General features: G+C 58.1%; 20 protein-coding genes. 6 read left to right on the top strand and 14 right to left on the bottom strand.

The window, feature by feature from the left end; translation table 11 throughout:
- Nucleotides 1-84: 84 nt before the first annotated feature.
- From U9R25_00435 to U9R25_00395, 9 genes are all read right to left on the bottom strand, one after another.
- Nucleotides 85-1,590, bottom strand: coding sequence for an ABC transporter substrate-binding protein (locus tag U9R25_00435; protein MEA3334346.1), 1,506 nt, complete (start codon nt 1,588-1,590; stop codon nt 85-87).
- A gap of 148 nt (nt 1,591-1,738) precedes the next feature.
- Nucleotides 1,739-3,169, bottom strand: coding sequence for a fucose isomerase (locus U9R25_00430; protein ID MEA3334345.1), 1,431 nt, complete (start codon nt 3,167-3,169; stop codon nt 1,739-1,741).
- A gap of 95 nt (nt 3,170-3,264) precedes the next feature.
- Nucleotides 3,265-4,356: a DUF6786 family protein gene (locus tag U9R25_00425; GenBank protein MEA3334344.1), complete on the bottom strand. Its 1,092-nt coding sequence runs from the start codon at nt 4,354-4,356 to the stop codon at nt 3,265-3,267.
- Between the two features lie 32 nt (nt 4,357-4,388).
- Nucleotides 4,389-5,453, bottom strand: coding sequence for an alcohol dehydrogenase catalytic domain-containing protein (locus tag U9R25_00420; GenBank protein ID MEA3334343.1), 1,065 nt, complete (start codon nt 5,451-5,453; stop codon nt 4,389-4,391).
- Between the two features lie 91 nt (nt 5,454-5,544).
- A complete protein-coding gene (locus U9R25_00415; protein MEA3334342.1) occupies nt 5,545-6,843 on the bottom strand; it encodes a hypothetical protein in 1,299 nt (432 codons plus the stop codon).
- Nucleotides 6,844-6,855: 12 nt separating this feature from the next.
- The gene (locus U9R25_00410; protein ID MEA3334341.1) at nt 6,856-7,740 is read right to left on the bottom strand and encodes a class II fructose-bisphosphate aldolase; all 885 of its coding nucleotides are present in this window, start codon (nt 7,738-7,740) and stop codon (nt 6,856-6,858) included.
- A gap of 2 nt (nt 7,741-7,742) precedes the next feature.
- Nucleotides 7,743-8,561, bottom strand: a complete 819-nt coding sequence (locus U9R25_00405) for a fructose-bisphosphate aldolase (GenBank protein MEA3334340.1) — start codon at nt 8,559-8,561, stop codon at nt 7,743-7,745.
- A gap of 17 nt (nt 8,562-8,578) precedes the next feature.
- On the bottom strand, nt 8,579-10,135 hold the full coding sequence (locus tag U9R25_00400) for an FGGY family carbohydrate kinase (GenBank protein ID MEA3334339.1): 1,557 nt from the start codon (nt 10,133-10,135) through the stop codon (nt 8,579-8,581).
- 39 nt (nt 10,136-10,174) lie between these two features.
- Nucleotides 10,175-11,212, bottom strand: a complete 1,038-nt coding sequence (locus U9R25_00395) for a sugar-binding transcriptional regulator (protein MEA3334338.1) — start codon at nt 11,210-11,212, stop codon at nt 10,175-10,177.
- 285 nt (nt 11,213-11,497) lie between these two features.
- Between U9R25_00395 and U9R25_00390 the strand changes: the two genes are divergently transcribed.
- The 6 genes from U9R25_00390 (at nt 11,498) to U9R25_00365 (ending at nt 17,367) form a co-directional block, all read left to right on the top strand.
- A complete protein-coding gene (locus U9R25_00390) occupies nt 11,498-11,995 on the top strand; it encodes a hypothetical protein (GenBank protein ID MEA3334337.1) in 498 nt (165 codons plus the stop codon).
- 62 nt (nt 11,996-12,057) lie between these two features.
- A complete protein-coding gene (locus tag U9R25_00385; GenBank protein ID MEA3334336.1) occupies nt 12,058-12,831 on the top strand; it encodes a hypothetical protein in 774 nt (257 codons plus the stop codon).
- A 357-nt stretch (nt 12,832-13,188) separates the two neighbouring features.
- Nucleotides 13,189-14,178 carry a GNAT family N-acetyltransferase gene (locus U9R25_00380; protein MEA3334335.1) on the top strand — a complete coding sequence of 330 codons (990 nt, stop codon included), beginning with the start codon at nt 13,189-13,191 and terminating at the stop codon, nt 14,176-14,178.
- 177 nt (nt 14,179-14,355) lie between these two features.
- Nucleotides 14,356-14,706 carry a DUF5335 family protein gene (locus U9R25_00375; GenBank protein ID MEA3334334.1) on the top strand — a complete coding sequence of 117 codons (351 nt, stop codon included), beginning with the start codon at nt 14,356-14,358 and terminating at the stop codon, nt 14,704-14,706.
- A 231-nt stretch (nt 14,707-14,937) separates the two neighbouring features.
- Nucleotides 14,938-16,158: a hypothetical protein gene (locus U9R25_00370; protein MEA3334333.1), complete on the top strand. Its 1,221-nt coding sequence runs from the start codon at nt 14,938-14,940 to the stop codon at nt 16,156-16,158.
- Nucleotides 16,159-16,254: 96 nt separating this feature from the next.
- Nucleotides 16,255-17,367 (top strand): DUF362 domain-containing protein, encoded by a 1,113-nt coding sequence (locus tag U9R25_00365; protein MEA3334332.1) that lies wholly within the window; start codon nt 16,255-16,257, stop codon nt 17,365-17,367.
- Nucleotides 17,368-17,855: 488 nt separating this feature from the next.
- Here U9R25_00365 and U9R25_00360 read toward each other — a convergent pair whose 3' ends face one another.
- The 5 genes from U9R25_00360 to U9R25_00340 all read right to left on the bottom strand — a co-directional run bounded on the left by U9R25_00360 (nt 17,856) and on the right by U9R25_00340 (nt 24,739).
- On the bottom strand, nt 17,856-19,070 hold the full coding sequence (locus U9R25_00360) for an MFS transporter (protein MEA3334331.1): 1,215 nt from the start codon (nt 19,068-19,070) through the stop codon (nt 17,856-17,858).
- A complete protein-coding gene (locus tag U9R25_00355; protein ID MEA3334330.1) occupies nt 19,067-21,598 on the bottom strand; it encodes a glycoside hydrolase family 2 protein in 2,532 nt (843 codons plus the stop codon). Before U9R25_00355 ends, U9R25_00360 begins: the two co-directional genes overlap by 4 nt.
- A gap of 263 nt (nt 21,599-21,861) precedes the next feature.
- The gene (locus U9R25_00350; protein ID MEA3334329.1) at nt 21,862-22,719 is read right to left on the bottom strand and encodes an HAD family hydrolase; all 858 of its coding nucleotides are present in this window, start codon (nt 22,717-22,719) and stop codon (nt 21,862-21,864) included.
- Nucleotides 22,716-23,765, bottom strand: coding sequence for a PfkB family carbohydrate kinase (locus U9R25_00345; protein MEA3334328.1), 1,050 nt, complete (start codon nt 23,763-23,765; stop codon nt 22,716-22,718). Before U9R25_00345 ends, U9R25_00350 begins: the two co-directional genes overlap by 4 nt.
- 17 nt (nt 23,766-23,782) lie before the next feature.
- Complete coding sequence (locus tag U9R25_00340; protein ID MEA3334327.1) at nt 23,783-24,739, bottom strand: uroporphyrinogen decarboxylase family protein; 957 nt, start codon at nt 24,737-24,739, stop codon at nt 23,783-23,785.
- Nucleotides 24,740-24,793 lie beyond the last annotated feature (54 nt).

Here is a 24,793-nt window from a genome sequence, read left to right as displayed (position 1 = left end):
CGAATCGTAAGGCTTACCACGCCTCAGGAATGTGGTGGGTGACCGGTTGGTGACACCAGGCCACCCACCACGAACGCAGGAATGTCAGCCGTTGGTGACCTCTTCCGGAATCTCGAAGCTTTCTTCCCAGTTGCGCTGGGCAATGTCCAGAGCTTGCTGAACGGTGATCTTGCCCTGCAACACGTCGGCGAACACCTCGTTGTTGCTGTTTGACTCCCAGTCCCAGACACCCTTGGAACCCTTGAGGCGATAAGGGCTTGCCATCAGGTTCCCGGTCGGGTTCTGCTCGAACTGAGCATCTTCCCAGATTCCACCGGGTGTGCCGATCTGACTGAGGACATGCACAAACTGCGGTCCTTGCAGTTCGAGCGGTTCATCCAGGTCATACAGCGGCCAGCGCCCTTCGGCCTGAGCCTTGAAGGGCACAGCCTCGGGGCTCCAGAACCAGTTCCAGGCCTCCTGGGTCTGTGCCCAGTGGGGGGTATCTTCGTTGCCGATTCGCAGGAACCACTGGTTGTCGATGTTAGGCGGCAGTGCGCTCTGCATCCACGGAACCTGTCCCTCAGCGGGCGGTGTGACCGGTAAGCCTTCCTGCATGTCGTTGACAGCGAAGTCGGAACCGGCGGCCAGGGCCTTGTCCCACACCCAGGGGCCGTGCAACATCATGACGGAGTTGCCGGCGATGTAGGAGGCTTCCATGTCGCCCTCCCACTGGCGGGTCCACATGCTGGGCGGCATCCAACCTTCGTCATTGGCCGCGAGGAAGAACTCGTAGGCATGGCGATAGGGCGAATCCTCCGCATTGAACTTGGTCCGACCCAGCCAGCAATCGACCTGGCGATCGCGCTGACCATCGGCGAAGGCCAGGGGCAGGGCATCCATGTAGTTATTGCCGAAGACCCAATTGTGCCAGGCCTGGTTGTAGAACCAGTCCACGCCGTCGGTCTTGGCAACCCACTCGGCGCCATCTCCCAGCCATTTCTTCAGATCATCCCATGACTTGACGTCGGTATGGGGATCCAGGCCGGACTGCTCCATGAGTTCCTGGTTGTACTGCCAGGTCATCACAAAACCCTGGAAGACGTCCAGGGACCTCGGTCCGGGCAGGCCGTGCAGATCTGCCCAGATGTTCTTGACATCGAACTGCCAGCGATCCCACCAGGGGAAGTCCAGCTCGCCCAGGTTGATGGCCATTTCGTAGTTGTTTTTGTCGAAGAAGATCTGCATCTCCTGGGTCAGCTCGATAGCGGCCAGGTAACCACCGGCAACCTTGGCCTCGTAGGCAGCAGCCGTGTCCTCGTTGATCGAGAACACATTGATCTTGATGCCCGGATGGCCGGCCTCGAAGATGTTCCATATCTCCCGGTAGGGCCCCTCGTACTCTGCGAGGGACATGACATCCAGCGTCACTTCCTCGGCAGCAGGGGCCTCCGCTTCAGGAGCAGCCGCCGGCGCTTCAGCCTCAGGTTCTACCGGCTGCGCTGCCGGTGGAGCTGCAGGTTGTGCACAGGCAGCCGCGGCCACTCCCGCACCAGCGATGGCGCTGTAGCGCAGGAATTGGCGTCGATTTAGATCGCTCTTGCTCATCATAATCCTCCTAAGTGAATGGTCGCGATGAGCGATTCGGCCGAATTGATGTTTTCTTTCCTGGCATCACCTCCTTCTTTTCAGTCACCGGTAATCGCTATTCGGTGATCAGGTCACAGATAAGCGATCACTGATTGCTGACCACAGTGCGCTACCGGTGCCGGTACAGATCCCAACCCAGGTAGGTCGCGATCGCTTCCTCCAGGACGTCGGCCCAATTGCCGCGTACCTGGGCAACGTGGTGCTCGAAGCCGTTCTTGCAGACATACTTCATCATCTGCTGCAGGTTGCCGATCCGGCAGACGGCAGAGCCGCCCTGAATATTGGTGGGATCATCGGTGAATTCACCTTCGCCCACATACGACTTGATCACGCCCCGGGTATCATCGGTAGACATGCGGAAAAAGGTCATCGGCCCGGCAACCACCTGGCCCTTGACAGCGCCGAAGGATTTGTCAGCCCCAACGCTCGCGCCGATCACGTCCAGGTTGGAGATCTCCGGAGTCTCGCCGATAAAGCTCTTGGGATAGTTACTGCAATGAGTGTTGATGCACATGTCCCGGTCTTCACCGTAATTGTTGTTCCAGTCCAGAAAGCCAGCGGCATTGCCCGAGGCCAGTACCAAGGCATACATGGACACCGCTCCAGTGATGTCTACCTCGCAGGCGCTGGGCATCAACTTCTCACCCATCATGCTCATAGTCAAACAGGTGGCGCAGCCATAGTTGAGCTGGATCGAGGTCCAGCATTGGATGGCACTGGCATCGCACTCGTTTTCGGCCATCCAAGTCTCTACGGCAACGGACCAGGCAGCCTGTCGAATGATGGCCTCATCCTGGATATAGTCCGGGATGGTGCCATAGGCCCGGATCTGGTCCACCTTGTCGGTCACCGCCTGCGCGCCGCCCTGGCGTAGCGCATTGGCTGAAGCCATCATTTCGGAAAGATCGACGGTGACTACCGTGACGCCGGTGCTCTGGAGCAGTTTCTCGCTGTAACGGCAGGTGTGGAACGGAGTCGGACGGGCACCAATGGCGCCGATCCGCATGTTGGTCAGGCCCTTTACGACCCGGCAGATGCGGGCGAACCTGTCCAGGTCCTTCGAAAAGAGATCGCTGCCGATCGTGCAGGTGTGATAGGTTGTGTCGGTAAAGGGAATACCGAACTGGTAGAGGTTGTTGCAGACCGATATCTTTCCGCAGAAGGAATCCCGCCGTTGGTCGATGAGCAGCTTCATGGGATCCTCATCGTCGCAAGCCTGCACCATCACCGGCACGTCGAGCCTGGCCATATCAAGGGTGAACACAACGCCCATCTCGTCGCTGAAGTTGGGCAGCACCACGACAACGCCATCGATATCATCCCGGCGCTGCTTGAACAGTTCGGCGCAAATCTTGGCATCGGCGTAGGTTTCGATAACGCCGTTGGGCGTGGCATCTTCGGGCGGGATGACGTAGTTGAAGCCCAGTTCGTCCAGCTTTGCCAGCAGGTCCTTGCGGCCCTGCACCGCCAGTTCCGAATTGAAGAACCCTCGCGAGCCTACGATCAGGCCAAAGGTGGTCTTCCTGTCCATGACGTTCATCGCATCGTTTCTCCTTTGAAAGGTGTCCGGTTCACTGTGAGTAGCAGGTGATTTGTTAGTGGATTCCAACTGTTCAAGCCGTAGCCTGACTGGGATCAGGGCAGGTCCACGATCAAGCGCACGCCCAACAGATGTTCGGCCAGCAGCTCTAGCCGATCGCCCGGCCCTACAAACAGCCAGAACAGGAACTGCTCGCTGCTGCTGCGCCGGCCCGTTTCACCGCCGATCGTCTGCGCCATGACCTCCAGTTCGCCAAAGCCGCCGAAATCACCATCGTCGTTGTAGACATGAATCGAATGGCCTCGGCAACCCGGTAGATGAGGTGGTTCCTCCGCATAGAGTGACGAAGGGTTGTTGAAGAAGTTGCGGATGAGCAGGTAGAAATGGCTGTCGTTCAGGCGACTGAGATAGGCAAGTCGCCCCTGCACGTGCGCCGACTTGTACCCCACCTTGAATTGCCGCCGGCCGCTGATGCGAACGGCCACATAACCAGCATCCTGATGAATTGTCTGGTGATCCGAGTCAATAGGGTCAAAATAATCACTGTACTCCACCTTGGGGGAAGCCGGAATAATCAGAATACCACCCGCATGCAACTGGAGCAGGCTCCAGCCTTCACTCACAATGTCATCTGATGTCGTTTCCGACAGCTCAACAGCATGCTCGTAGCCCGCGTAGCCGACACCATCCATCAGCTCTTTGAACTGGCTCAATGCCCGCAACGGGTTGGCTGCTGGCCGGATATGCCGCTTGAGATACAGTTCTTTGCTCCCGCTGGCAATATTGTAGGCCTCCAACACCATGCGCTGGCACAGTGTGACCTCGCCCGCTGACGCCTGATCCAGCGAATAGTTTCCCGGATCAACTGCCGGGGGACATTGCACCGTGTTCCAGAAATCGTAGCGATCGCGTACACTGAACTGGATTTCCGGTGCGATCCATACACGTTCACCACCCAGGTTCCACTCGTTGCCGGCAAGATAGGCACTGAAGGCATCGGAGTCGGCCCAAACATCGTTGAGCCAGAGAATGCTGCCACCGTCGCCAGGGAGGAATGGGCCCAGAATTCGGCCGCCCCGCTGCATTACAACAATACGCGCGCCGCCATCGAGTTCCACGACAGTGTGCTGCAATCCATGCTCCTGAAGACGTTGGAGAACCTGAGATTGTGTAATGTTTGCGATCACGAAATCACCAGTTAGCTGCTTGACAGCCGGTATCAGCCAACACCAGGCAGGAAAACAGCCTTCAAGACCTTTCCTTCCAGCGCCATAGTTGCGCCGGCGTTGAACTCGGACAGTGGAAACCTGTGGGTAACCAGTTTGTCCATGGGAAACCGCCCCGACTCGACCAACTGCACCGCCAGCCGGTGATGCCGGGGAGCAAAAATGGTCGTGCCGATGAGATGCAAGGCATTGTAGTGGACAATATTCATATCCACGCCGGGTTTGCTGCGATCCTTGGGTAGACCACCGAACAGTAGAATACGACCACCCTTTCTGGTCAGTTCGACAGCCTGGACCTGGGCAACAGGCGCCGGGGTTGCTGTCACCGTCACATCGGCCCCCTTGCCGCCGGTCAGTCTTCGCACTTCCTCCACCAGATCGCGTTCGGAAACGTTGATCGTTGCGTCAGGCTCGAACGCTTCCGCCAGCCTGAGCCTTTCATCGACGATATCGGCAATGAATATCTTCGAGGCACCGCGTGCACGGGCCAGGGCAATGTGGATACAACCGACTGGTCCCGAACCAATGACCATCACGGTATCGCCCAAGCCTACCTGGCCCTTCTCCTGCGCGCTCAGACAGGAAGAGATAGGCTCGGTGATGGCAGCGAAGGCAGGGTCGACTCCTGCGGACACTGCCCGAACGTTGCCGAGACGAATGCTCTCCGGGGGAAGCGCGATGTAATCTGCCAGGCCGCCAGGCCAGGCCTGGGCGATCTCGCGGTAGTTCTCGCACAACTCGTATCGCCCATCCTGGCAAAAGTCGCAGGTTCCGCAGTAGACGATGGGCCCTACGGCAAGCTGCTGACCGGGTTGCCAGGGACCGCGGTAGTCTGTGCCCGTTTCGACAACGGTGCCGCAAATCTCGTGACCGATGATCCAGGGAAAGGTCACCTTACGATGGCCGCCCCTCAACGTGCGCAGGTCTGAACCACATAGACCGCAGGCCTCAACCTGAAGGAGAAGGCCACCCGGGTCCACCTGAGGCAGGGGCACTTCCTCCACGCCAAATTCCATCGGCGCTCGCACGACTACAGCTTGCATGGTAGTGGGTGTCATAGGTAATTTCTCAAAGATATGCTGGTTAGTGCGTGATGCGTGTCAGGTATGGCGTCCCGCGCACACCGGATCACGCACGGCGCTTCAGGTTTCACGAATCACGTCTCGCCAGCATTTCGTCCTGAATGGTGCGCAACTTGAAGGCAAAGCGGCTGGAATCGGGTGCGAAATTATCCTCAGTGAACATCTCGCCCTTGGCAATAGACTTCAGCACGGTGCCGCCCGGCGTCAGGCCCATGGGAATGCCCCTGGCCGCCTTAGCCTGCCCGTAGGCGTAGATACGGTTGAAGAAATCGAAGCCTCCCAGGTCATCTACCACGTCTCCGGGCGCCAGATCCCGTTTGGCGATGGCAACCACCTCTGATACCAGGTCCCTGGAAACAAGCGTTGTTTCACCGTAGATGACCGCCTCAGCAATGGAGATGGGCGTCTCGACGTTGCACAGATGATAAGGCCGATACAGCGTATAGTAGGGACCATCACCCATGGCCAGGAACTTCATATCGACACGAATTCGCCGGTCTGGGGAGGTAATGACGGCAAAGACACCTGGCGCCACCTTTCCAGTGGTGTACTCAACACAACCGGGCTGGCTCAAGATGCCGCCGTCCTTCACCGGCACAAGCATCTTGTTGAGATCGGGCAGGTCGACCTTCTGGCCATGGGTGCCAGGCACATCGGGTACCAGTCCAGTAGCGTTGGACATGGCAGCCAGTTCAACCATGGTCTTGGTACCATCCTTGAATGCCGCCAACATCTTGGGATTCATGCCCTTGCCGAGGGCTTCCTCGCGACAGGTATCGGGCGTGGCATAGTAGTCGATGACGTTGTTTTTACCCTTGCCCAGGCATACCACTTCGAAGCCAAGACTGCGGGCAAAGTTGTACAACATCTTGCACACACCGGGCTCGTCGCCGCTGGCCACTGTGTACACACAACCCACCTGTCTGGCCAACTCGTTAAGGTATACGCCGACCGTCACATCGGTTTCCACGTTAAGCATCACTACGTTTTTGGCGTTCATGATGCTATGCCACGCGACCTGAGCGCCGATCTCCGTGTATCCTGTCGCTTCGACGATACTGTCGAGGCCATCCAGCTGGGTCAGAAGCAGGGCATCCTCGGTCACCAATACCTTGCCCTGGGCCAACGCATCCTGCGCCTCGCCACGATTGGCTGTGACGCAGATATCCGACTCCGGAACACCGATCTTGCGGAAGGTTTTGATGGGAAGTTGGACATCGATATCGGCGATCGCGCGGGTTTTCATGCCGGCCATCTGATTGGTGACATGGACCATGCCCGATCCCATCTGGCCGCAACCTACCAGGCCCACCCGGATCGGCGTACCGGCTGCTTCCAGCTTCGACAGGTTTTCATAGAGTTCCATTCTGAACTTCCTTCAGTAAGTCCTGAATCGCTCACCGGCAGCAATCCTGCCGGCACAACCCAAAACAACAAGTAATCTTTCTGTTTCCTGATAATAGAAATCGATAGATCGTTTAATAATGTGGTGATAAATGAGGCCGTTCTCTTCGGTCTCAAGCATCAAGTCCCGTAAATCCCGGGCGGCATCGCGAGCCATGGCTGTGTAATAGTTGATCTTGCTGATTCCACTCTCTACAATCTCCCGATACTGGCTGTCAACCAGGCCGGAGGCGCCGTGCATCACCAGCGGGATCGAGACCAGTTCACGGATTCTTTTAACCCTGTCCAGTTCAAGCTCGGGATCTGCCTGATAAGGGCCATGGGCATTGCCAAAAGAGACTGCCAGCGCATCGATGCCGGTCCTTTCGACGAACTCTGCAGCCATTTCGGGATCGGTGAAACTCGGCTCGGGTCCAGCCGCACCTACCTCCAGTGACGAGCCACCTATGCCGCCCAGTTCTGCCTCAACGCCGACCCCGACGGAATGGGCGATCCGCACGATTTCCGCCGTCTGTCGCACATTTTCCTCGAAGGGCAGGCCAGACCCGTCGTACATCACCGAGGAACTTCCCAGGTGAATGGCCTGCACCACTGGCTCAAGGTGCATCCCGTGATCCAGGATGGTTGCTACCGGCACGGCAGCCTCTCGCGCCGCATTGACAATCATCGGCAGACCGATAGACATAGGCACATCAGGTGTAACGGCCTGATTGAAGGCGAGGATCAAGGGCGAATTACATGCCTCTGCTGCCCTGATCTGGCCAACGACCATTTCAAGGTTGCCACCGAGAAGACATGGCACACCGTATCGGTCATCGGTGGCATCCTGCAGGATTTCCCTGAAATTGACCAGCGGCATGATCAAACACTTTCCTGTGATGGCAACAACGCCAGCGCCTCGTCTACCGAAGCCTCCTCGTGCAGCACGGCCGCCAGCGCGCGGATCGTGGATGGGGCGCTGTCACTCTGCCACACGTTGCGCCCAAACGTCAGGCCCGCCGCGCCCGCCTCCTTGACCGCGAACGCCATAGTCAACACATCGGCGTCGCTATCCAGGCGCGGTCCCCCGGCAGCCACGACTAGGGCAGGCGCGGCCGCCTCCACTACGGTGCCGAAGCTCTCAGCCGAACCGGTGTAGAAGGTCTTGACAATGTCGACGCCCAACTCCATGCCCAGGCGAGCCGCGTAGCTGACCTGTTCCGCCGAATAGATCTGGTCTGGCGGCACCAGTTCGCCGTTCGGGTAGGCGTGTACGATCACGGGCAGCCCAACCTGCTCCGCTTCCCGTACCAGCGCTGCCAGGTTGGACACCAGCGCCGCCTGCTGCTCGCTGCCCACAGTCAGAGCCATGGAAATCGCGTCTGCACCCAAACGAAGCGCATCCTCAACCGGGTTCACCCAAACGTCTTGCGTCGGATGGAATGGGGACAGCGTCGACGACTTGAGTATCAACGATATATCACCTGCATACGGCGCAAAACAGCGCTGGGCAGGACCTTTCATCAGCATGACCGCGTCGGGGCCGCCAGCGGCCACGCGGTCGATCACCGCCTGGATATCCTCCAGGCCGGGCAGCACGCCATAGCTGGGCGCATGGTCAATGGCTATCGTCAGGATCCGGCCCGACTGCGGGTTCTGCAACCTGTGCAGCCGCACCTGCTTGCCGAGGGAGGTGCTCATTTTCTTCCTTTCATCTGCTATAGCTGTCCTCGTAGCTTCGCCAACGTTTTGAAATCCTCCTTGACATGTTCATAAAGGTCTTTGTAAAGGTCGAAATAAGGCATGTAGCGCTGGTGGTTGCCTGGAATCGGCTCCATGCGGTCGACATATTCTGCCCACTGCTTCGCAACTGAATAATCGTCGAAAACACCAGTAGCCACCCCGGCAAGGATTGCGTCGCCAAAGGGAGCACCTGTCCGTCGTTTGACCAGCACTGTGGGCACGTTGAACACATCTGTAATGATCTGGCGCCAGAGCTTGCTGACCGCGCCACCCTCGTTGAGCACCATGGGGGTGTTCAGCTTCAATCCAGATGTTTCGATCAGGCGGTAGGAGTCGTACAGGGCAAAGGCTACCGCCTCCATCATGGCACGTACGATGTGGCCCTTGGTATGGTTCAACGAGAGACCGAAGATGACACCCCGGGCAGTGGTATCCCAAATGGGCGTTCGTTCACCCATCAGGTAGGGGAGAATGATCAAACCGTCGCTGCCCAAGGGAACCTCGGCTGCCTGCATATTGAGCAGATCATACGAACTGATACCCAGCACCCGCTCCACCTCGATCTCGTACTTGGAAAATTCGTCCCGCAGATAGCGAATCGACTGGCCGCCGGTGGTGGTCGAGGGAATGGTCATCAAGGTATTGGCCGAGTCCACGGTAAAGGCCAGGTTAATCATGGAGAGGCCCACAGGTGAATAGGGGAAGGCCTTGTCGGTGAATATGACGCCGAAGTTGCCAACCGTGCCCAGGTTGCTCATGATGTCGCCTTCGTCGACGATGCCGGCAGCGATGCAACTGGCATTGAAGTCAACCTGTCCGGCGCAGACCAGCGTGCCCGCTGCCAGGCCCGTCTCAGCGGCGGCGGCAGAGGTCACCTCGCCGATGATCTCCTCGCTGCGATGGATCTCCGGTATCAGGCTGCCATCGATCCCGATGTCGTTCAACATCTGTTGGTCGAAGCTCTCCTCGACCAGGTTGTAGGCCACGCCGTAGAAGGGCGCGCCGCCGTGACAAACCACCGGCCTGCCGGTCAACTTGAGGGTGATAAAACCATCGATGGTAAGGGCTTTCCAGATCTGCCCATAGGACTCGGGACGGTTGGTCTTTTCCCATAACAGGTTGACCAGGGCAGGATGATCCTCGATACGATTGGCCGTGATATCCATGATCCGTTGCTCGCCGATATTCTCCTTGAGCCATTCAACCTCCCGGGTTGCACGCCTATCCATCAGGTTGTAGGCGCGATGAATTGGCTGGTGCTGCTCGTCCACCATTACCATGGAAGGCAAGGCGGAAGAAACTGCAAGCCCCTTGATTTCGGCTGGTTGAATGCGAGCCTGCGAGATGCATTCCTGGATCATTTGGCAGGCGACAGTCCAGTAGCGATCGGGATCGTGCTCCGACCAGCCGGGATGGTCATGATAGAAAGGATATTCCTCGAAAGCAAAGCCCAGGACGTTGCCCTCCGGGTCGATAATACAGGCCTTGGCACCGCCGGTGCCATAGTCGAGACCAAGAAGATAATCTGACATGAATCCACTACCCTTCCAGGAGGTTATCCTGATAATCCTTCACCCATGAACCAGTTCGCCAGGCGATCGCACGGTGTTGCCAATCGTCGCCTGAGCTGCTATCCCGTTGGCTGAATCCGGGGCCTTTCCGGAGCTGGTGAGCAGATATCTGGCGCTGCGCTCATCGGTCACGATAACATTGACGAGGCCGCCACGCAGCACTGCGCCAATCGCCTGGTGTTTGTCACTACCACCAGCCACACCGATCCTGCGGGGTATCCGCCTCATTTGGTCGATATCCAGGCCAACGATACGATCGTTGATCGCGTGCTGGGTGGGTTGGCCGTTTTTGTCGAAGAATCGCAGAGCAATGTCACCCACAGCAGCGAGGTTCGCCAACTCGACGATCTCATCCTTCGATAGAATACCTGCCCGGTCGACCACCGATCCCGGGATAGGCACACCGATGCCTACCAGCGCCACGTCGGCCCGTTGGCCCAATGCCAGGCTTGACGCAATCTGGGGATCGCCGATCAACGCGTCGCGCACTTGCCTGCTGCCAACGATACCCGGGGATGGCATGAAACGAAGTTGGGCGCCAAAGGATTGAGCCATCCGGCGGGAGAGATCGTTGCCATGAACTTCGACCTCTGGATCACCAACGCCACCAAGGATCTGCACGACCTTCAGATCGGGCCAGTTCTGAGCGGGCAGCGCCTCGATCACGGCATGCAGGGTAGTGCCCCAGCTCAGGGCCACAATCTCCTTGCCCTGCAGGCAGCGCATCAGATGATTAGCCGCTGCAGTACCCAGTTCCTGAAGAATCACGGGAGCACTGTAGTCCGCAGGGGTGACGACGACGGCCTCCAGAAGGTCAAAGCGAGCTTCCAGTTCACGTTCGAGGTCCGCGTTGGAGTCAATGGAAGAAACGATGGCAATCTGGACAACTCGTTCATCTCGTGCCTCCTGCAAAAGGCGCGAGACCTTGACGCGGGAGAGACTAAAGCGTCGACCGATCTGGTGCTGGGTGAGCCCGTCCTCGTAATAGGCCTTGGCGATCTTGTACAAGAGCGTGTGCCTGTCGGCATCGGAACGCATCGGCGCCTCACTTGAACAGATGAACAGGCTTGAACAGATGTTGCAAAGAGATGATAACACAGCGGTGTCGCGCTGTCAAATGAAATCCCGCCTGGGAATACACAGGGACTATGCGCTATCTGCGGGAATAACCCAGGTCTGAGAAACTGATTTTTTGCGCTATCAGCATGCCGCGGGTATAATCGGAGCAATCCATGTACGAAACGGCAATTGTTCAGTATGCTTTGGTCGGTCAGACACGAAACCGGCTGAAGCCTCAACGCCATCCAAACCAGGGAGAGAATTGTGACCACGAAAACAGATTATACCGCGGAAGAGTGGGGCCAACTCATGCAGGCCCCGATTTTGGCCGGCACCTATCTTATCATCGCCGATCTGGCCGTGACCAGTGTATTCAAAGAGACCGCCGGTATGAGCAAGGCGATCCTGGCACAGCCCGTGCCCGAGGACGCTCAAGACCTGGTCGGTGCATTGGTGGCCGATTTCCAGGATAAATCCAAGGACAAGGACGCCAAATCGGATTTCGACCTCACCGACGAGCAGAAGAAGGATCCGGAAGCTACCAAGGCCGCCATGCTGACCGAGATCGAAGAAGCCGCCAACCTGGTGGCAGAAAAAGGCAGTGCAGAAGAAGCCACGGGCTACAAAAAGTGGATAATGGGTGTCGCTCAGGCGACGGCCGAGGCGGGACGCGAGGGTGGATTCTTAGGAATCGGCAGCGTGCGCGTCAGTGACCAGGAGAAGGCTGCCCTGGCGGAACTCAGTTCAGGTCTGGGCTTGTAGAGTTCAATCAGTTTTCGCTTGCCTGCGAGGGCAATCAATATTCCAAAAGGAGAAAATGGAACATGGCAAAGAAAGACAAGGATACGGCCGCTGAAGCAGCTGCAACCTTTATAGCCGCAGAAGGTGATGAGTTGGTGGAAGAGGGTCTCGATACCCTCGAGTTGGGAGAGGAAGTGGCCGATCTGGCCGTGGCCGAAGCAATGGCCGCCGCCTCCGATTTGACCAGGGCGGTTGACGCCGAGATCGTGGCAGATCGCCTGGCGGCGTTGGCCGATGTGGTCGGTGAGGCCGGGGTCACCGATCTGGCTGAGGGCGCCGAGCTGTTGATGGCCTCAGACGATGTCAGCGCCATGAGCGCTGCGGTTGGTCTGATGAGCCTGGGAGACCTGGACCGGGGCCTGGAGCTGGGCCGCATGGCGGGAGAGCTTCAGACCATCGGTGATGTGGTGGATGCGCTGGAGATGCCGGTGTTGAGCGCAGTGCTGGGTGATCGCGGAGCCAGATTGCAGGAGATCGCCGGGGATGTTATTCTGCGATCAGCCGCTCAGCAGAGCCTGGCAGAACTAATGGATGCCACCGGTCTGCACATCGCCGAGTTGGGCATTGAGGAGATCGACGAGGGAGCGCTTCGGATTGCTGCTTCCGAGCTGGCCTCGGAGCGCGCGGCCGAACTGGCTGCTGGGGGATTCTTACTGGGCCTGGAGGGCATCGACGAGCTGGCAATGGCCGCCGAGGATGCTGAGATTGCCGCGGAGATTGAGGCTGAAGGAATCGCCGAGATCGCCGAAGGCGCTGCCGAACTGGGCGCAGCAGCAGCGACAGAGGATCTGGGCTAATCCCGAAGACCGGCAGGCCGATCGGATTCCGGCCTGAAAGCCATCGTTCAATCAGACTTCCGATCTCCTGGCGGGACCGGAAGTCTGCGCGTCTGGCGTCAGTTCGGCCCCATCGGAATCCAAGCCCTTGTCCGACACGGCGATACGAGGACACGGTGAACCGGTGAAAAAAACTGAAGCCAATTTGCGAACGCGAGTTTTGTAGGTCATCGCTATCAGCGTGACATCTCTGGTACACCAGATCGTCCGGCTGGTAGCCGGACCTACGAAAACTCCTGTTCCCGTTCTGGCATTTTGACATTCCGACATGCTGCCATAGGCAGCTGACAGGATATCTATTCTCGACTGGAGGAAACGATGTTCAGTACCAGACCCTTCAATGGCAGCTCCGAAGATTACGAGGCCATCGTGGCGATCCGAAACGCCATCTGGCCCGATATGCCTGTCAACGTCTCCTTCCAGGCACGCCGGGACAGGCAACGGATACCGGAGCATCTCTTTCGACGGGTGTTGGTGATTCGGGAAAAGATTGCCGCCGAGCCCGTTCAGTGTGTTGCGTTCGCCGAATATGGCCACATGTCCTGGGCGTTCGATCCCCGGAAGTACTACCTGGAAATCCTGATCCTTCCAGATTTCCAGCAACAGGGTATCGGCGGGATGCTCTACGACCATATTATTGCAGAGCTGCAGCCTTCCGATCCCCGTTCAATCGATGCCCTCACCCGGGAGGACAAGCCGGAAGGCCAACGGTTTCTGGAAGACCGTGGCTTCCAGATGGCCTCCCGTTCGCCATGCTCGGTTTTGGACCCGGCAGCGTTTGAGCCTGAGCGGTTCTCCGGCGTGGTTCAGGCCATGCAGGATTCGGGTATCACCATCCGAACCTTTGGCGAGTTGGATGCCATCTATCCCGACCACCTCCGGCGATTATTCGATCTGGATCGTATAATCATGCAGGATATCCCGTGGCATGACGACTTTACACCCGTACCCTTCGAACATTTCGCTAAGAGGCTCGAAGATAACCCCAACCTGATGCCCAACGGCTTTCTGGTTGCGCTCGACGAAGACCGCTACATAGGTCTGACAAACCTTTGGGCAAGCGAGGCAACCGACACCATCCTCTATACAGGGCTAACCGGCGTTCTGCGCGACTATCGGCGCCAGGGTATCGCAACCGCTCTCAAGGTGCAGGCGATCTCCTATGCCAAATCCCTGACATCGTCCGAAGGTGGGCCGCCCGAAATCCGTACTGACAATCACGAAGACAACCCGATGTTTCTGCTGAATCTTCGATTTGGTTTCCAGGAACTACCGGCCTGGTTGGAGTACCGAAAATCACTGGAATAGAGGGACGCGGCGAAAAGAGAAACAGGGCGATGGTGCATTGGCGGATCGGGTCATGCGAAACAACCGATGCAAACCTACTTGCGGGGTCGACGAAGCTGGGTAAAATTGGTATGATGCCGGCCCATGACGGCTCAGCTTCGATGGCCCCAAAATACTACCGGCGAAAAGGAGAATCTTATGGATCACGATCCCACCCACCAACCCAGGATGATTCCCGCATCCCAATGGACAGCTTTCTTCGAGGAGCTCAATCAGAACTTCGGTGGAAAATCGGTTCATGTAGAGCAAGGCACAGGCTCCATGACTCCCGTAGCTCAAACAGGATCGATTACCCTTGTAGGTCTGGATTACGAACATCATCGACGGCACCCCCACCTGACCATTGAACTCGCCGGCGCCGGTACACCAGAGATTCCGATCGATCCAAACCTGGTCTGGGGTGTGTACGATCGGGACGAACAGTTGTTCGCGGTAGAAATCATCGATCAACATGATTACAAGGTGAACCTGCAGTTCGGTCAGGTATGAGGCGGCTTTCAGAAGACAGCAGACGGCGGACCGCAGACCGCGGTTTGTGGTCGGTTGCGGGCGGTCATCGGCGATCAGCCATGTCACCGTTCCGGTCGAGCAGATTGACCATATCGAGCAAGGGGTGGTATATTTGAGTTTGTCGAAGAAAGCGATCGAAAAACTTCCGAGCGACTGGACAAGGCGGCAGTCGGCGAGCTTCCGGCCATTGAACTGAAATAGGAAACAACCATGACCAACAACATCCTTGAACAAGGAAAGGGTATTCTACGGCTGGCACCAACCTGGGTGCCTCGAGTATTCTGCATTCCAGGCAGGCGTATCAAACTTCATCCAAACGACTACTACGCCTTCGGTGCGCATCGGGGCGGTATCGATGAGCGCTGGTTGTCATCCACTACCAGGGCGGACAACGGCCCGTTGACCACTCCCAATGAAGGTTTGAGTTACGCGGTTTCTGGGGAAAATGACGATCCCCAGCGGGTTCTGTTGGCGGACCTGGTAGCGGACGAGGGCGCTGAATTATTGGGCGAAGCCATGTGGCAGAAACACGGCGGCTGGCCCATCTACTCCAAGTTCTTCGACAACAAAGGACCACTGCCCCACCACATGCATCAGATGGAGGAACACGCTGCCAATGTGGGACAGAAATCCAAACCCGAGGCCTATTTCTTTCCGCCGCAACTCAACAACTATGGCGCTGATTTCCCCCACACCTTCTTTGGCCTGGAGCCAGGAACCAGCAAAGAACAGGTGATCCGTTGCCTGGAAATCTGGAACGAGGGGGACAACCGCATTACCGACCTGTCCAGGGCCTATCGCCTGGAAACGGGCACAGGCTGGTACATACCGCCGGGCCTGTTGCACGCACCAGGAAGCCTCTGCACCTACGAGCCCCAGTGGGCCAGCGATATCTATGCCATGTTCGAGTCGATGACCAACGACATGCCCATCGGATGGGAGCAGTTGGTCATGCATGTGCCCGAGAAGCACAAACAGGATATGGATTACATCATTTCCATGCTGGACTGGGAGATCAACACGATTCCCGACTTCAAAGCGGTATTTTTCAGGAATCCGCTTCCGGTGAAACCGCCGGAGGAGATGAAAGAGGCCGGGTACGTGGAGAACTGGATCACTTACGGCAACGAATATTTCGCCGCCAAGGAACTCACCGTTCTGCCAGGGCGTACGGTTACGATTCGGGACAGCGGTCCCTACGGTTTGATCGTGGTGCAAGGGCATGGCTCGATGGGGACCGGGTCGTCCCAGCCAGCGGCCCAGAGGTGGCCCATTGAGACGCCGGCCTTGATTCGCTTCGGACAATTGACCTACGACGAGTACTTCGTCTCCTACCGGGCTGCGCAGGAAGGGGTCACCATCCACAACCCCAGTGGTTCAGACCCAATTGTCATGTTGAAGCATCTTGGTCCTGGTTCGGGGGCACCGTAGTCGGTCTCGCCGGAACTGCCACCGGAAACCGTGATCAGTGGGTCTGGTAAGCACTATCGAGTACTTCGCGGATTCGGATCGAAAGGTGGTGCTCCGATGAATCGCCGACAATTCTGCAGGAACCTGATCGCGCTGGGCAGCGCCGCGGTCCTGGCGCCACTGACCGACGCCTGCACATACCCGATTCCGCCCGGGGAGACAGCCAGATCCACCGATACGCCCGCTGCCTCCGGCCAGCCGGCTTCTTCCGGAACCTCCGCTAAGCCGAAAGCCCAATCTTCGCCCGCGGCCGCGCCTGATCAATCATTGGCAACCATCGCTCTCGTCAGCACCACCGATCGAGCAGCAGGTGTACGCCAGGCGCTTGAGCTGCTGGGCATCAACCCTGTTCGCGGCCGTCATGTGCTGTTCAAACCAAACTTCAACAGCGCTGACCCCGCGCCCGGCTCCACGCATGATGACGTTTTACGAATACTGCTTGCCAGCCTGAGCGACATGGAGGCCCACGCCATCACCCTGGCTGATCGCAGTGGCATGGGCAATACCCATCGGGTAATGGAGCAAAAAGGTGTCTTTGAATTAGTTGATGAATTTGGTGCAGAGGCGGTGGCCTTTGAGGACCTGCCGGCCGATGCCTGGACCATCATCGATGGCGACGGGTTCCACTGGGCACGGGGGTTTCCTGTACCAAGGATGCTTCGGGATGCCGAATGCGTGGTGCAGACCTGCAATCTGAAGACCCACCGCTACGGTGGGCATTTCACCCTTTCGCTAAAGAATTCGGTGGGGTTCGTCGCCAAACATCACGATTCTTACAACTTCATGAACGAGCTGCACGGCACGAGCGACCAGCGCAAGATGATCGCCGAAATCAATACGGCCTATGATCCGGCCCTTATCGTTCTGGATGGCGTGGAGGCCTTCGTCAAGGGAGGACCGGCCACCGGCACCAAGGCCGAAACCGGAGTCATTCTGGCGGGCACCGACCGCGTTGCCATCGATGCTGCCGGTGTTGCCATCTTGCGCATGTTTGAGACCACCCGCGACGTCGAGCGCGGATCCGTGTTCGAACAGGAGCAGCTGGCCCGGGCGGTGGAGTTGGGCCTGGGTGTAAAATCGCCAGATCAGATCAGCTTTGTTACCGGTGATGCGGAAAGCGCAGCGTATGCCGGACGGATTCGAGAGGTTCTATTGACGTCAACGGCGTAGGGACTCATCAGATCTCGTTGGAATTCAGAGGAACTCCTCGCGGTGACAGAGGTCTGCTGTCATTGCGAGCCGGGGTTCGGGCCGGCGTGGCTCACGCACCGCCTGCTACCTCACGGTACACCTGCTGGCGTGGCGTGCTGACGTGGCAATCTCAGAGTCGGTTAACAAACCATCCTCTCAACCGTGAATGAGACTGCCACGTCGATCTCGCTGGATTGCTCCTGCAGCCCTTTCTCTCGCGCTGACGTCGCTCGATCTCCTCGCAGTGACAGGCCCTCTCTTGTCATTGAGAGTTACCCATCCCACCGCCGCAACGGGATCGCCGGTACAACAAACTCACGTATCCGTCACTCCCGCTGTCATCCTCGCGAGCACGGGGAACGCGGGAGTCCAGGAGTTCACGCCCTGGATCCCCGCCCGCGCGGGGATGACACTCGGTTGGTCGGGAAATCGCGAGTTTCTTTGCAGACCGCCAGGCCGAACCTGCCTCATTCAACCTCTTTCGACGGCAACAGAAACACTGAAGGAATACTGAACAAGGCAAAGAAGGCGCTGAAGGCAAAGGCACTGTTCAGCCCGTAGCTGTCGGCAATAACACCAACGAGCCAGATGCCCGCGGCCCGGACGACAAAGCTGATGGCCAGGAAGGTGCCGTTGGCCAGGGCGCGGTTTCTGGGAAACTGATCCTGCACCAGAGCCAACAGCACCGGCTGCGGGGAAATAGCTGTAAACCCCAGAGCGACCAGCAGGGGTACTGCCAGCCACTCGGGGCCAGACACAAAAGCGAACAAAAGAAGCGGCGCCACGCTCATGAGCACCAGCAGGACCCGCTTACGCCCCAGCCGGTCGCTCAGCGTACCGGCCAGCAACGCGCCGGCTACCCCCGCGGCTTCCAGAATCGTCAGGGCTGCTGCTGCCATCCAGAGGCCGGCCTCCCGTTCATCGCTCATATAGATGGGCAAATAGGTTGTCACTGCCGCCAACATGAAGATTCGTCCGCTAACCAGCCAGGTAAGAGAGGGAAACACACGCCGTGCTGTATGCCAGAAGTCAGCCATGTCGGAGTTTCCCGGGGTCCTTGGCGTCGCCGGAACCCGCCGAAGGCGCACGAAAAGGAAGGCAGATACCAGCCAACCCAGCACGGCCAATCGCCATATGCCCTCTAAACCGAACCACGCCACCCCTGCCACAGCGAAGATCGGACCAATGGCCCGGGCCAACTCGCCAGAAGCCATAAAGACACTCATTCCCGTGCCGACCCGGGGACCAGACACCTTGGCAACCATGGCCGGCGCGGGGGCGTGAAAGGCAGCAATACTGATACCGGCTGCGAACAAGAGAATGGCCAATGCAGCGTAGCTTGGCGCCAGCCCTATCAGGCTGTAAAGAGTCGCGCTGACACCTGGCGCCAGAATGACGAAATAGCGTACGCTGACCCTGTCCGCCATGTAACCGATGAAGGGGTTGAGAAGACTGGGCAGCTGGGCGAAAATCGCCAGGCTTCCGGCCATAGCGTAGCCCAGGCCGAGCCTGGTCTGGATCAGAGGAAGCAGGGGTGCAAGAAATGCGGTAAAGATATCATGGGTCAGGTGCCCCACGCCGATGGTGAGCACCTGATCGAGTTGGAATGTGTCGCTTTCGCCGGATGTCGCCAGCGGCTCTTCTGCCAGCGACAGGTCTATTGCTACGGGCCGATCTGTCATATCGTGGCGCTGGTTCCGGGGAGACAGGATACGACAACGTCATCCTTCGTCAAGGCACGGTCGCCGGCGTGACGGACCTGAATAAGCCGTTTCTCTCCCGGCAGTAGATCGATGTAGTTGTCAGAGAAGCGTGTGCCTTGGACGGGGACCACGACTTGAACGAAGTAGGCGAACAGGTCGCTGGATATCTGGACATCCAGCCCCCTTTCCGCCTCGCTGATACCTACTTCCAGGTTTGCTTGCGGCCGAAGCAGATCCTTGATTTCCACAAAGAAGTGCCGGTTATCTGGAAACAGGCTGCCTTGCGAGCGAACATGGAGAAAGCTTGCCCTGGGATCGGCCCGGCGCAAAAGCTCGGCAGGGATACTGGTCACCAGGCGGGATACGTTTGCGTCCAGGGAATAGCCTTGCGATCCCTGATGAATGGTTTCGCCATCAAATGTCGCCAGCGTCCACAGGGCCGAGTCATGCAACTCAGCCAACGTGTCATTGACAACCCACAAGGAAACACTGCCGTCGACTTCCGACTGAAAGGAGGCCATCAGCGGGGCATAGGCCCGTTTTGCGTAAAAATAGCCGGCTTTCGCAAAGTGATAGTAGTCAAGAACGCTCCAACTCAGGCCGGGCCAGCAGTCGTTCAGTTGCCAGAAGAGAGTGCCGCTGCAGTGAAACTTGCGCCGCCGGTAATGTTCAAGAGCGAACTTGAGCCCCTCCGCCTGGGCAATCATGGAGAAATCGACGTACTCCTGAAGGGACGCGGGTAAGCCCGTGTGGGCCCGCATCAACATGTTTCCCTTGTCCTTTGGCCGGTCCTTGTTGCGATAGAGCAGCTCGGGGCTTGCGAAACGCAGCCCGGTTTCGGGAACATTGCGCCGCAAAGTTTCCAGCACCGGCGAAGCATGCATGCCGAATTCGCTGATAAATCGAGCCATGTCGTGCCCATAGTGCCGGAAGGAAACGCCGTCCGGCGAGAAATCACGCCGGGGTTCCTCGCCAAAGCGACGCGGCAACTCAGCACCATGCCAGACCTGCCAATTGTGCCGGTTTCCCTGACGCTCGTCGTTGTGATCGTTGCCGCCAAAGGGGCTGGAGGGCCAGTACAAACGGGTGCCGTCCAATCGATCGACGATGTCCGGTAAAACCTGGTGGTAGATCGTTTTTCCGGGGAAGTCGCGGCCTGGCTCATCCCAGTTGACCAGGTCGTCGATCCATATGTTTTCATTGCTGCCACACCACATGGCGATGGAGGGATGGTTGCGCAAACGGCGAACCACGGCATCTGCCTCCACTTCGATCTGCGCCACGAAGTCTGGATCGAAATCGGGATAGAGCGCGCAGGCAAACATGAAATCCTGCCAGACCAGCAGACCAAACTGGTCGCACAGTTGATAGAAGGCCCGTTTCTCGTAGATGCCACCACCCCACACCCGCAGGCAGTTCATGTTGGCTTCCACCGCCAGCCTCAGAAGGTCGCGGTAGCGATCCTCATCCACCTGGGCAACGAAGGAATCGGCCGGAATCCAGTCCGCACCCCGGGCAAAGAGGGGCACGCCATTAAGGACGAAGGTAAAGAACCGGGTGCCCGGTTCCTCCGGATCGAGGGATTGGTCTACCTCGATGGTACGGATACCAACCTGGTCCCGGTAAACGTCCAGAAGCCCCTCCTGCCCCAGCAGACGCACCTCCAGGTCGTAAAGTGCAGGCTCACCCAGATCGTGGGTCCACCAAATGGCCGGGTCGAAAACATCAAGCGCCATTTCTATCCGGTTCCCGGACACAGGTGCCGCTGCAACCAACTCTTGTTCGCCTCGACTCAGAACGATCTCGACGCCGAGTTCGCGGTTATTCGTCCATCTGTTTATGTCAATATCGATGGCAACACGCGCCAGATCTTCGTTGAACATGACGGTCTTGAAAAACACATCCGCCAACCGGGCACCTTCAAAACGCTTAAGTATCACATCCTGCCAGATGCCTGCGCTGAGAAGGCGAGGTGCCCAGTCCCAACTGAAGTTGTACTGGGCCTTGCGAGCCCAGACACGCTCGGCGCCATAGCTGGCCCACTGCCCGTCCAGCGAGTGATCGCCTATTTGTTGCATCACCGGGTCGAAGCAGACGGCCAGCAGGTTATCACCCGGCCGGAGATCGCTGGTCACATCCAGTTCCTTGCCGATGAACATATTGGCATGTTGGCCTATTTCGGCGCCGTTTAGATAAATCGTGGCAAATGTGTCAAGGCCATCGAATCGCAAAATGAAACGCGAGCCTGGCGACAGGACTGGTTCATCGATCTGAAAGCTTCGCCGGTACCACCACTCCTGGTCCTCGACCCATTGGCAGGTCTCGACATTCATGTTAAAAAAGGGTGGTTCGATGCGTCCCTGCCGGACCAGGGCAGTGTGCACATCGCCCGGCACGCCGACCGGCGGCCAGTCGCTATCATCGAAGTCGCTGCTAAACGCGCCGGCGGCCACACCCAGGCCGGGTGCAAAGTCCATGAGTTTCCAGGATCCGTTCAAGTCGAGCATTGGTTGTTCCTTCTTCCAGGGTTCCCGAGTCTCAGAGTCTCAGAGTCTCAGAGTTTCAGAGTCGCAGGGTCGCCCTATCGCCGTGTCTCCGTGTCCTTCGTCTCCTTCGCGCTTCGTGTCATCCGCGATCCTTCGCGCCTTCGTGGTCCAAACCGTCGCCCTATCGCCATGTCTCCGTGTCCTTCGTGTCCTTCGTCTCCTTCGCGCTTCGTGTCATCCGCGATCCTTCGCGCCTTCGTGGTCCAAACCGTCGCCGCGCCCCCCTACCCGTCGCCGGCCAAAATCCCGGCCAACTGCTCGTGGTGCAAAAAATCGGTCACCAGCAGGTCGGCACCGGCCAGCAACAACCGTTGGCGTTTACGGGAATCGAGCCCCTGCCGCAGTTCCTCGTCGGCGGCAATACCGAGGGCCAGGGCACCCCTGTCCCGGGCATGACGGATCTCCACCGGACCATCCCCTACAACCAATAACTGCTCGCCGGCCAGATCATGGTCGTCCAGAATGCGGTAGATGATTCGATCCTTGGAATAGGCTTCTGTGTCATCGCGCGCCCCGTAGATGTGTCCATCAAAAAAGTCGGCAACACCCAGAGCTGTGGCTTCTTCCACCACGTACACGTGATCGGAGCCGCTGGCCAGATAGAGACTCACGCCCCGCTCTTGAAGGTCTTCCAGGAATGCCCGGACTCCGGCAATCATCAGGGTCTCGCGGGAATCGCCGCTTCCTTCCATCAGGGCCATGCGCGCTCGCACCGGTTGAAGCAATCGTTCGTTGTAGATCGTTTTGTATTGGCGGGCAGTCAACTTTCTGCTGGCAAGGTCGTGCCGCACCACGGCTTGTTCGAGCCATTCCATCTGCTTGATTGTCAGGATACCGGTCGAAAGATCCACATAGTCTTCCACCTGCGCTTCGATCTCCGGCGACGGTGGCTGATCTTCGCAGATCATCTCAACCATCAAGGGAATCATGATCTGCTCCCAACCCCTGCGAATGACCGAGATAGTACCGTCGAAGTCGAACAGGGCGTGGCGCACCTGCCCGAGACGGGCCAAAGGATTGATGACCTCCAGCCATGGCAGGGGCGGCAGTTCGCCGGCAGTGATGATTGGGGATAAGGTCAACGGGAATCCTCCTGAGTGCTGGCCAATTCGTAGCGAACCACGATCTCTTCGGGTGTAGCGGTGCCGGTCTGGTTGAGTTTTTCGACGGTGATGGAAGCCGCCAGATTGGCGACCGCGGCCGCCTCGGCCGGCGCGGCCCCAGCTGCAAGAGATGCCGCCAGCGCAGCGACAAATGTATCGCCTGCGCCCACCGGATCCAGTGGTGGCTGGACAGGTCCTGCCGGTACCCTGACCTGTTCAGCCTCCGTGCAAACCAGAGCGCCCCGGTTACTCAATGTGATGAAAGCAGGCCGGCTGCTGCGCTGGCTCAATAGTTTCCCGACCTCAACGAGTTGCTCCTGGCTCAGATCCCGCGGGTCACGGTGGGGGTAAATTGCTGCCCCCGCCTCCACCCAGTTGGGCTTGAGCACCATGTGGCTGAACAAGCCGATTCGCTGGCGCGAATCCACAACAAAGTGGGTAGCTGGATGATCGGCGGCCAATTGGTTGAGCGCGTCGAGAACCGGGTCCGCGATAATGCCATTCAGCTCGAATTGATCGGCAACCAGCAGCGCGTCCAGATTTGTTATTTCCCTGGAAATCCGATCGATCAACGCTTCCACCGACGGACCATCGAGCGGGACAGCGTTGCTGAAATCAAGACGCGGGTCCTCTTGTTGCGAGTCAAAGCCCATCAAGATCGGTTTGACGTAGCAGCTGGTCGTTCGTTGATCCGAGACCACCAGCTGTTCGACGGAGATACCGCGCCCGGTCAATTCCCGTCGCAAGAGTTGGCCGCGCCAGTCATCACCGATGACGGAGAATGCGACAACCTTGCGCACACCGAGAGCCGCCAGGTTGTCGGCCACGTTGGCGCCCGCGCCGGGCGCGTACACTTCGCGCACCACGGGCCGTGGAAAAAGCGGTGTCTCGCGGGAAAGATAGGACTGGGTCATATCGGCATACCAGTAAGCATCGAGTGCAAGATCACCGATAACGCCGACTTGCAGCTCGCCGAAACGATCGAGGATATCCTGCAGACGAGCGGTCGATAGATGTTTTTTCATAGGATTCATTCTACGCGCTACGCGTCATAATTGCCCTCGCGGCGCCAGACGTCCAGCATCAACTCGTAGCGGGAGAGACGCATGCCGGTGTAGATGCAATTGCTGGTGGAAAAGATGTAACCTCCGCCGGGCATGCCGTGCCTCAACGCATAGCTGGCCGATTCGATGACTTCTTCCTCGGTACCGGTATCCAACAGCCCGCAATTGACGTTGCCAATCAGGCAGACCCGATGGCCGAAATCCCGCTTAACCTGGGCGATGTCGATTCCGGCTTGCGGATCCAGAGAATGCAGCGCATGGGGTTCGCCCTCCAACAGATCGTCGATAATCGGCATGATGTTGCCGTCAGTATGTTTGATGACGTAGAAACCCAGTTGGCGATAACCGCGAACAAGCTGTGTGAGATAGGGCGTGATGAATTCCGAGAACATCCTGGGACTCAGAAAGGGCCCGCTGTTGAAGCAGTAATCCGCACAGAGTGCGAATCCGTCGAGTTCTCCATGTTTCGCCAGCTGCTCCGCGAGCTCAAGAGCATGGTTTACATTTTCCTGGGCCTCAGCTTTGACCTTGTCTGGCTCATCGGCCAGTCGGTAGACGAAATCCACCATCGTGGTGCCGTCGGGAATGCTGAAGGTAGCGTCCCCGTGCCGCATGAGGAAGTAGCGGTCACCGGTACGCTCCCGAACAAGATCGACCAGACGAATGGTCTCTTCCAGCGAGTCTGGATTGGGATGGAGAAAGATGGCGCTGTGCTCATAGCGTTCTGCCGTGGCGATATAAAGACCGGCCATATCGACCCGGTGCAACTGGCGTTCCTCCTCATCCATCTGCATCCACTGGTGATAACTTCGGTGTCCGGGATGAACCCTGCCGAATGCCTCCATGGTCAGATAAAAAACCAGTTCAAAATGGGGTACCCGGCCCGTAAAGGGACGTCGCTCCAGGGCGGCGATGAAACGATCTCGTGGTTGCATGGTTCAACTTCTCCTGGGTGGTGGGCTCGTGTCAAGCTGAGCGGTGGAACAGGT

The organism is Chloroflexota bacterium (assembly GCA_034717495.1).
In the GTDB taxonomy this organism is placed as follows: domain Bacteria; phylum Chloroflexota; class Anaerolineae; order JAAEKA01; family JAAEKA01; genus JAYELL01.
Note: the sequence above shows the minus strand (reverse complement) of the source record. Positions and strands in the feature narration are given on the sequence as shown.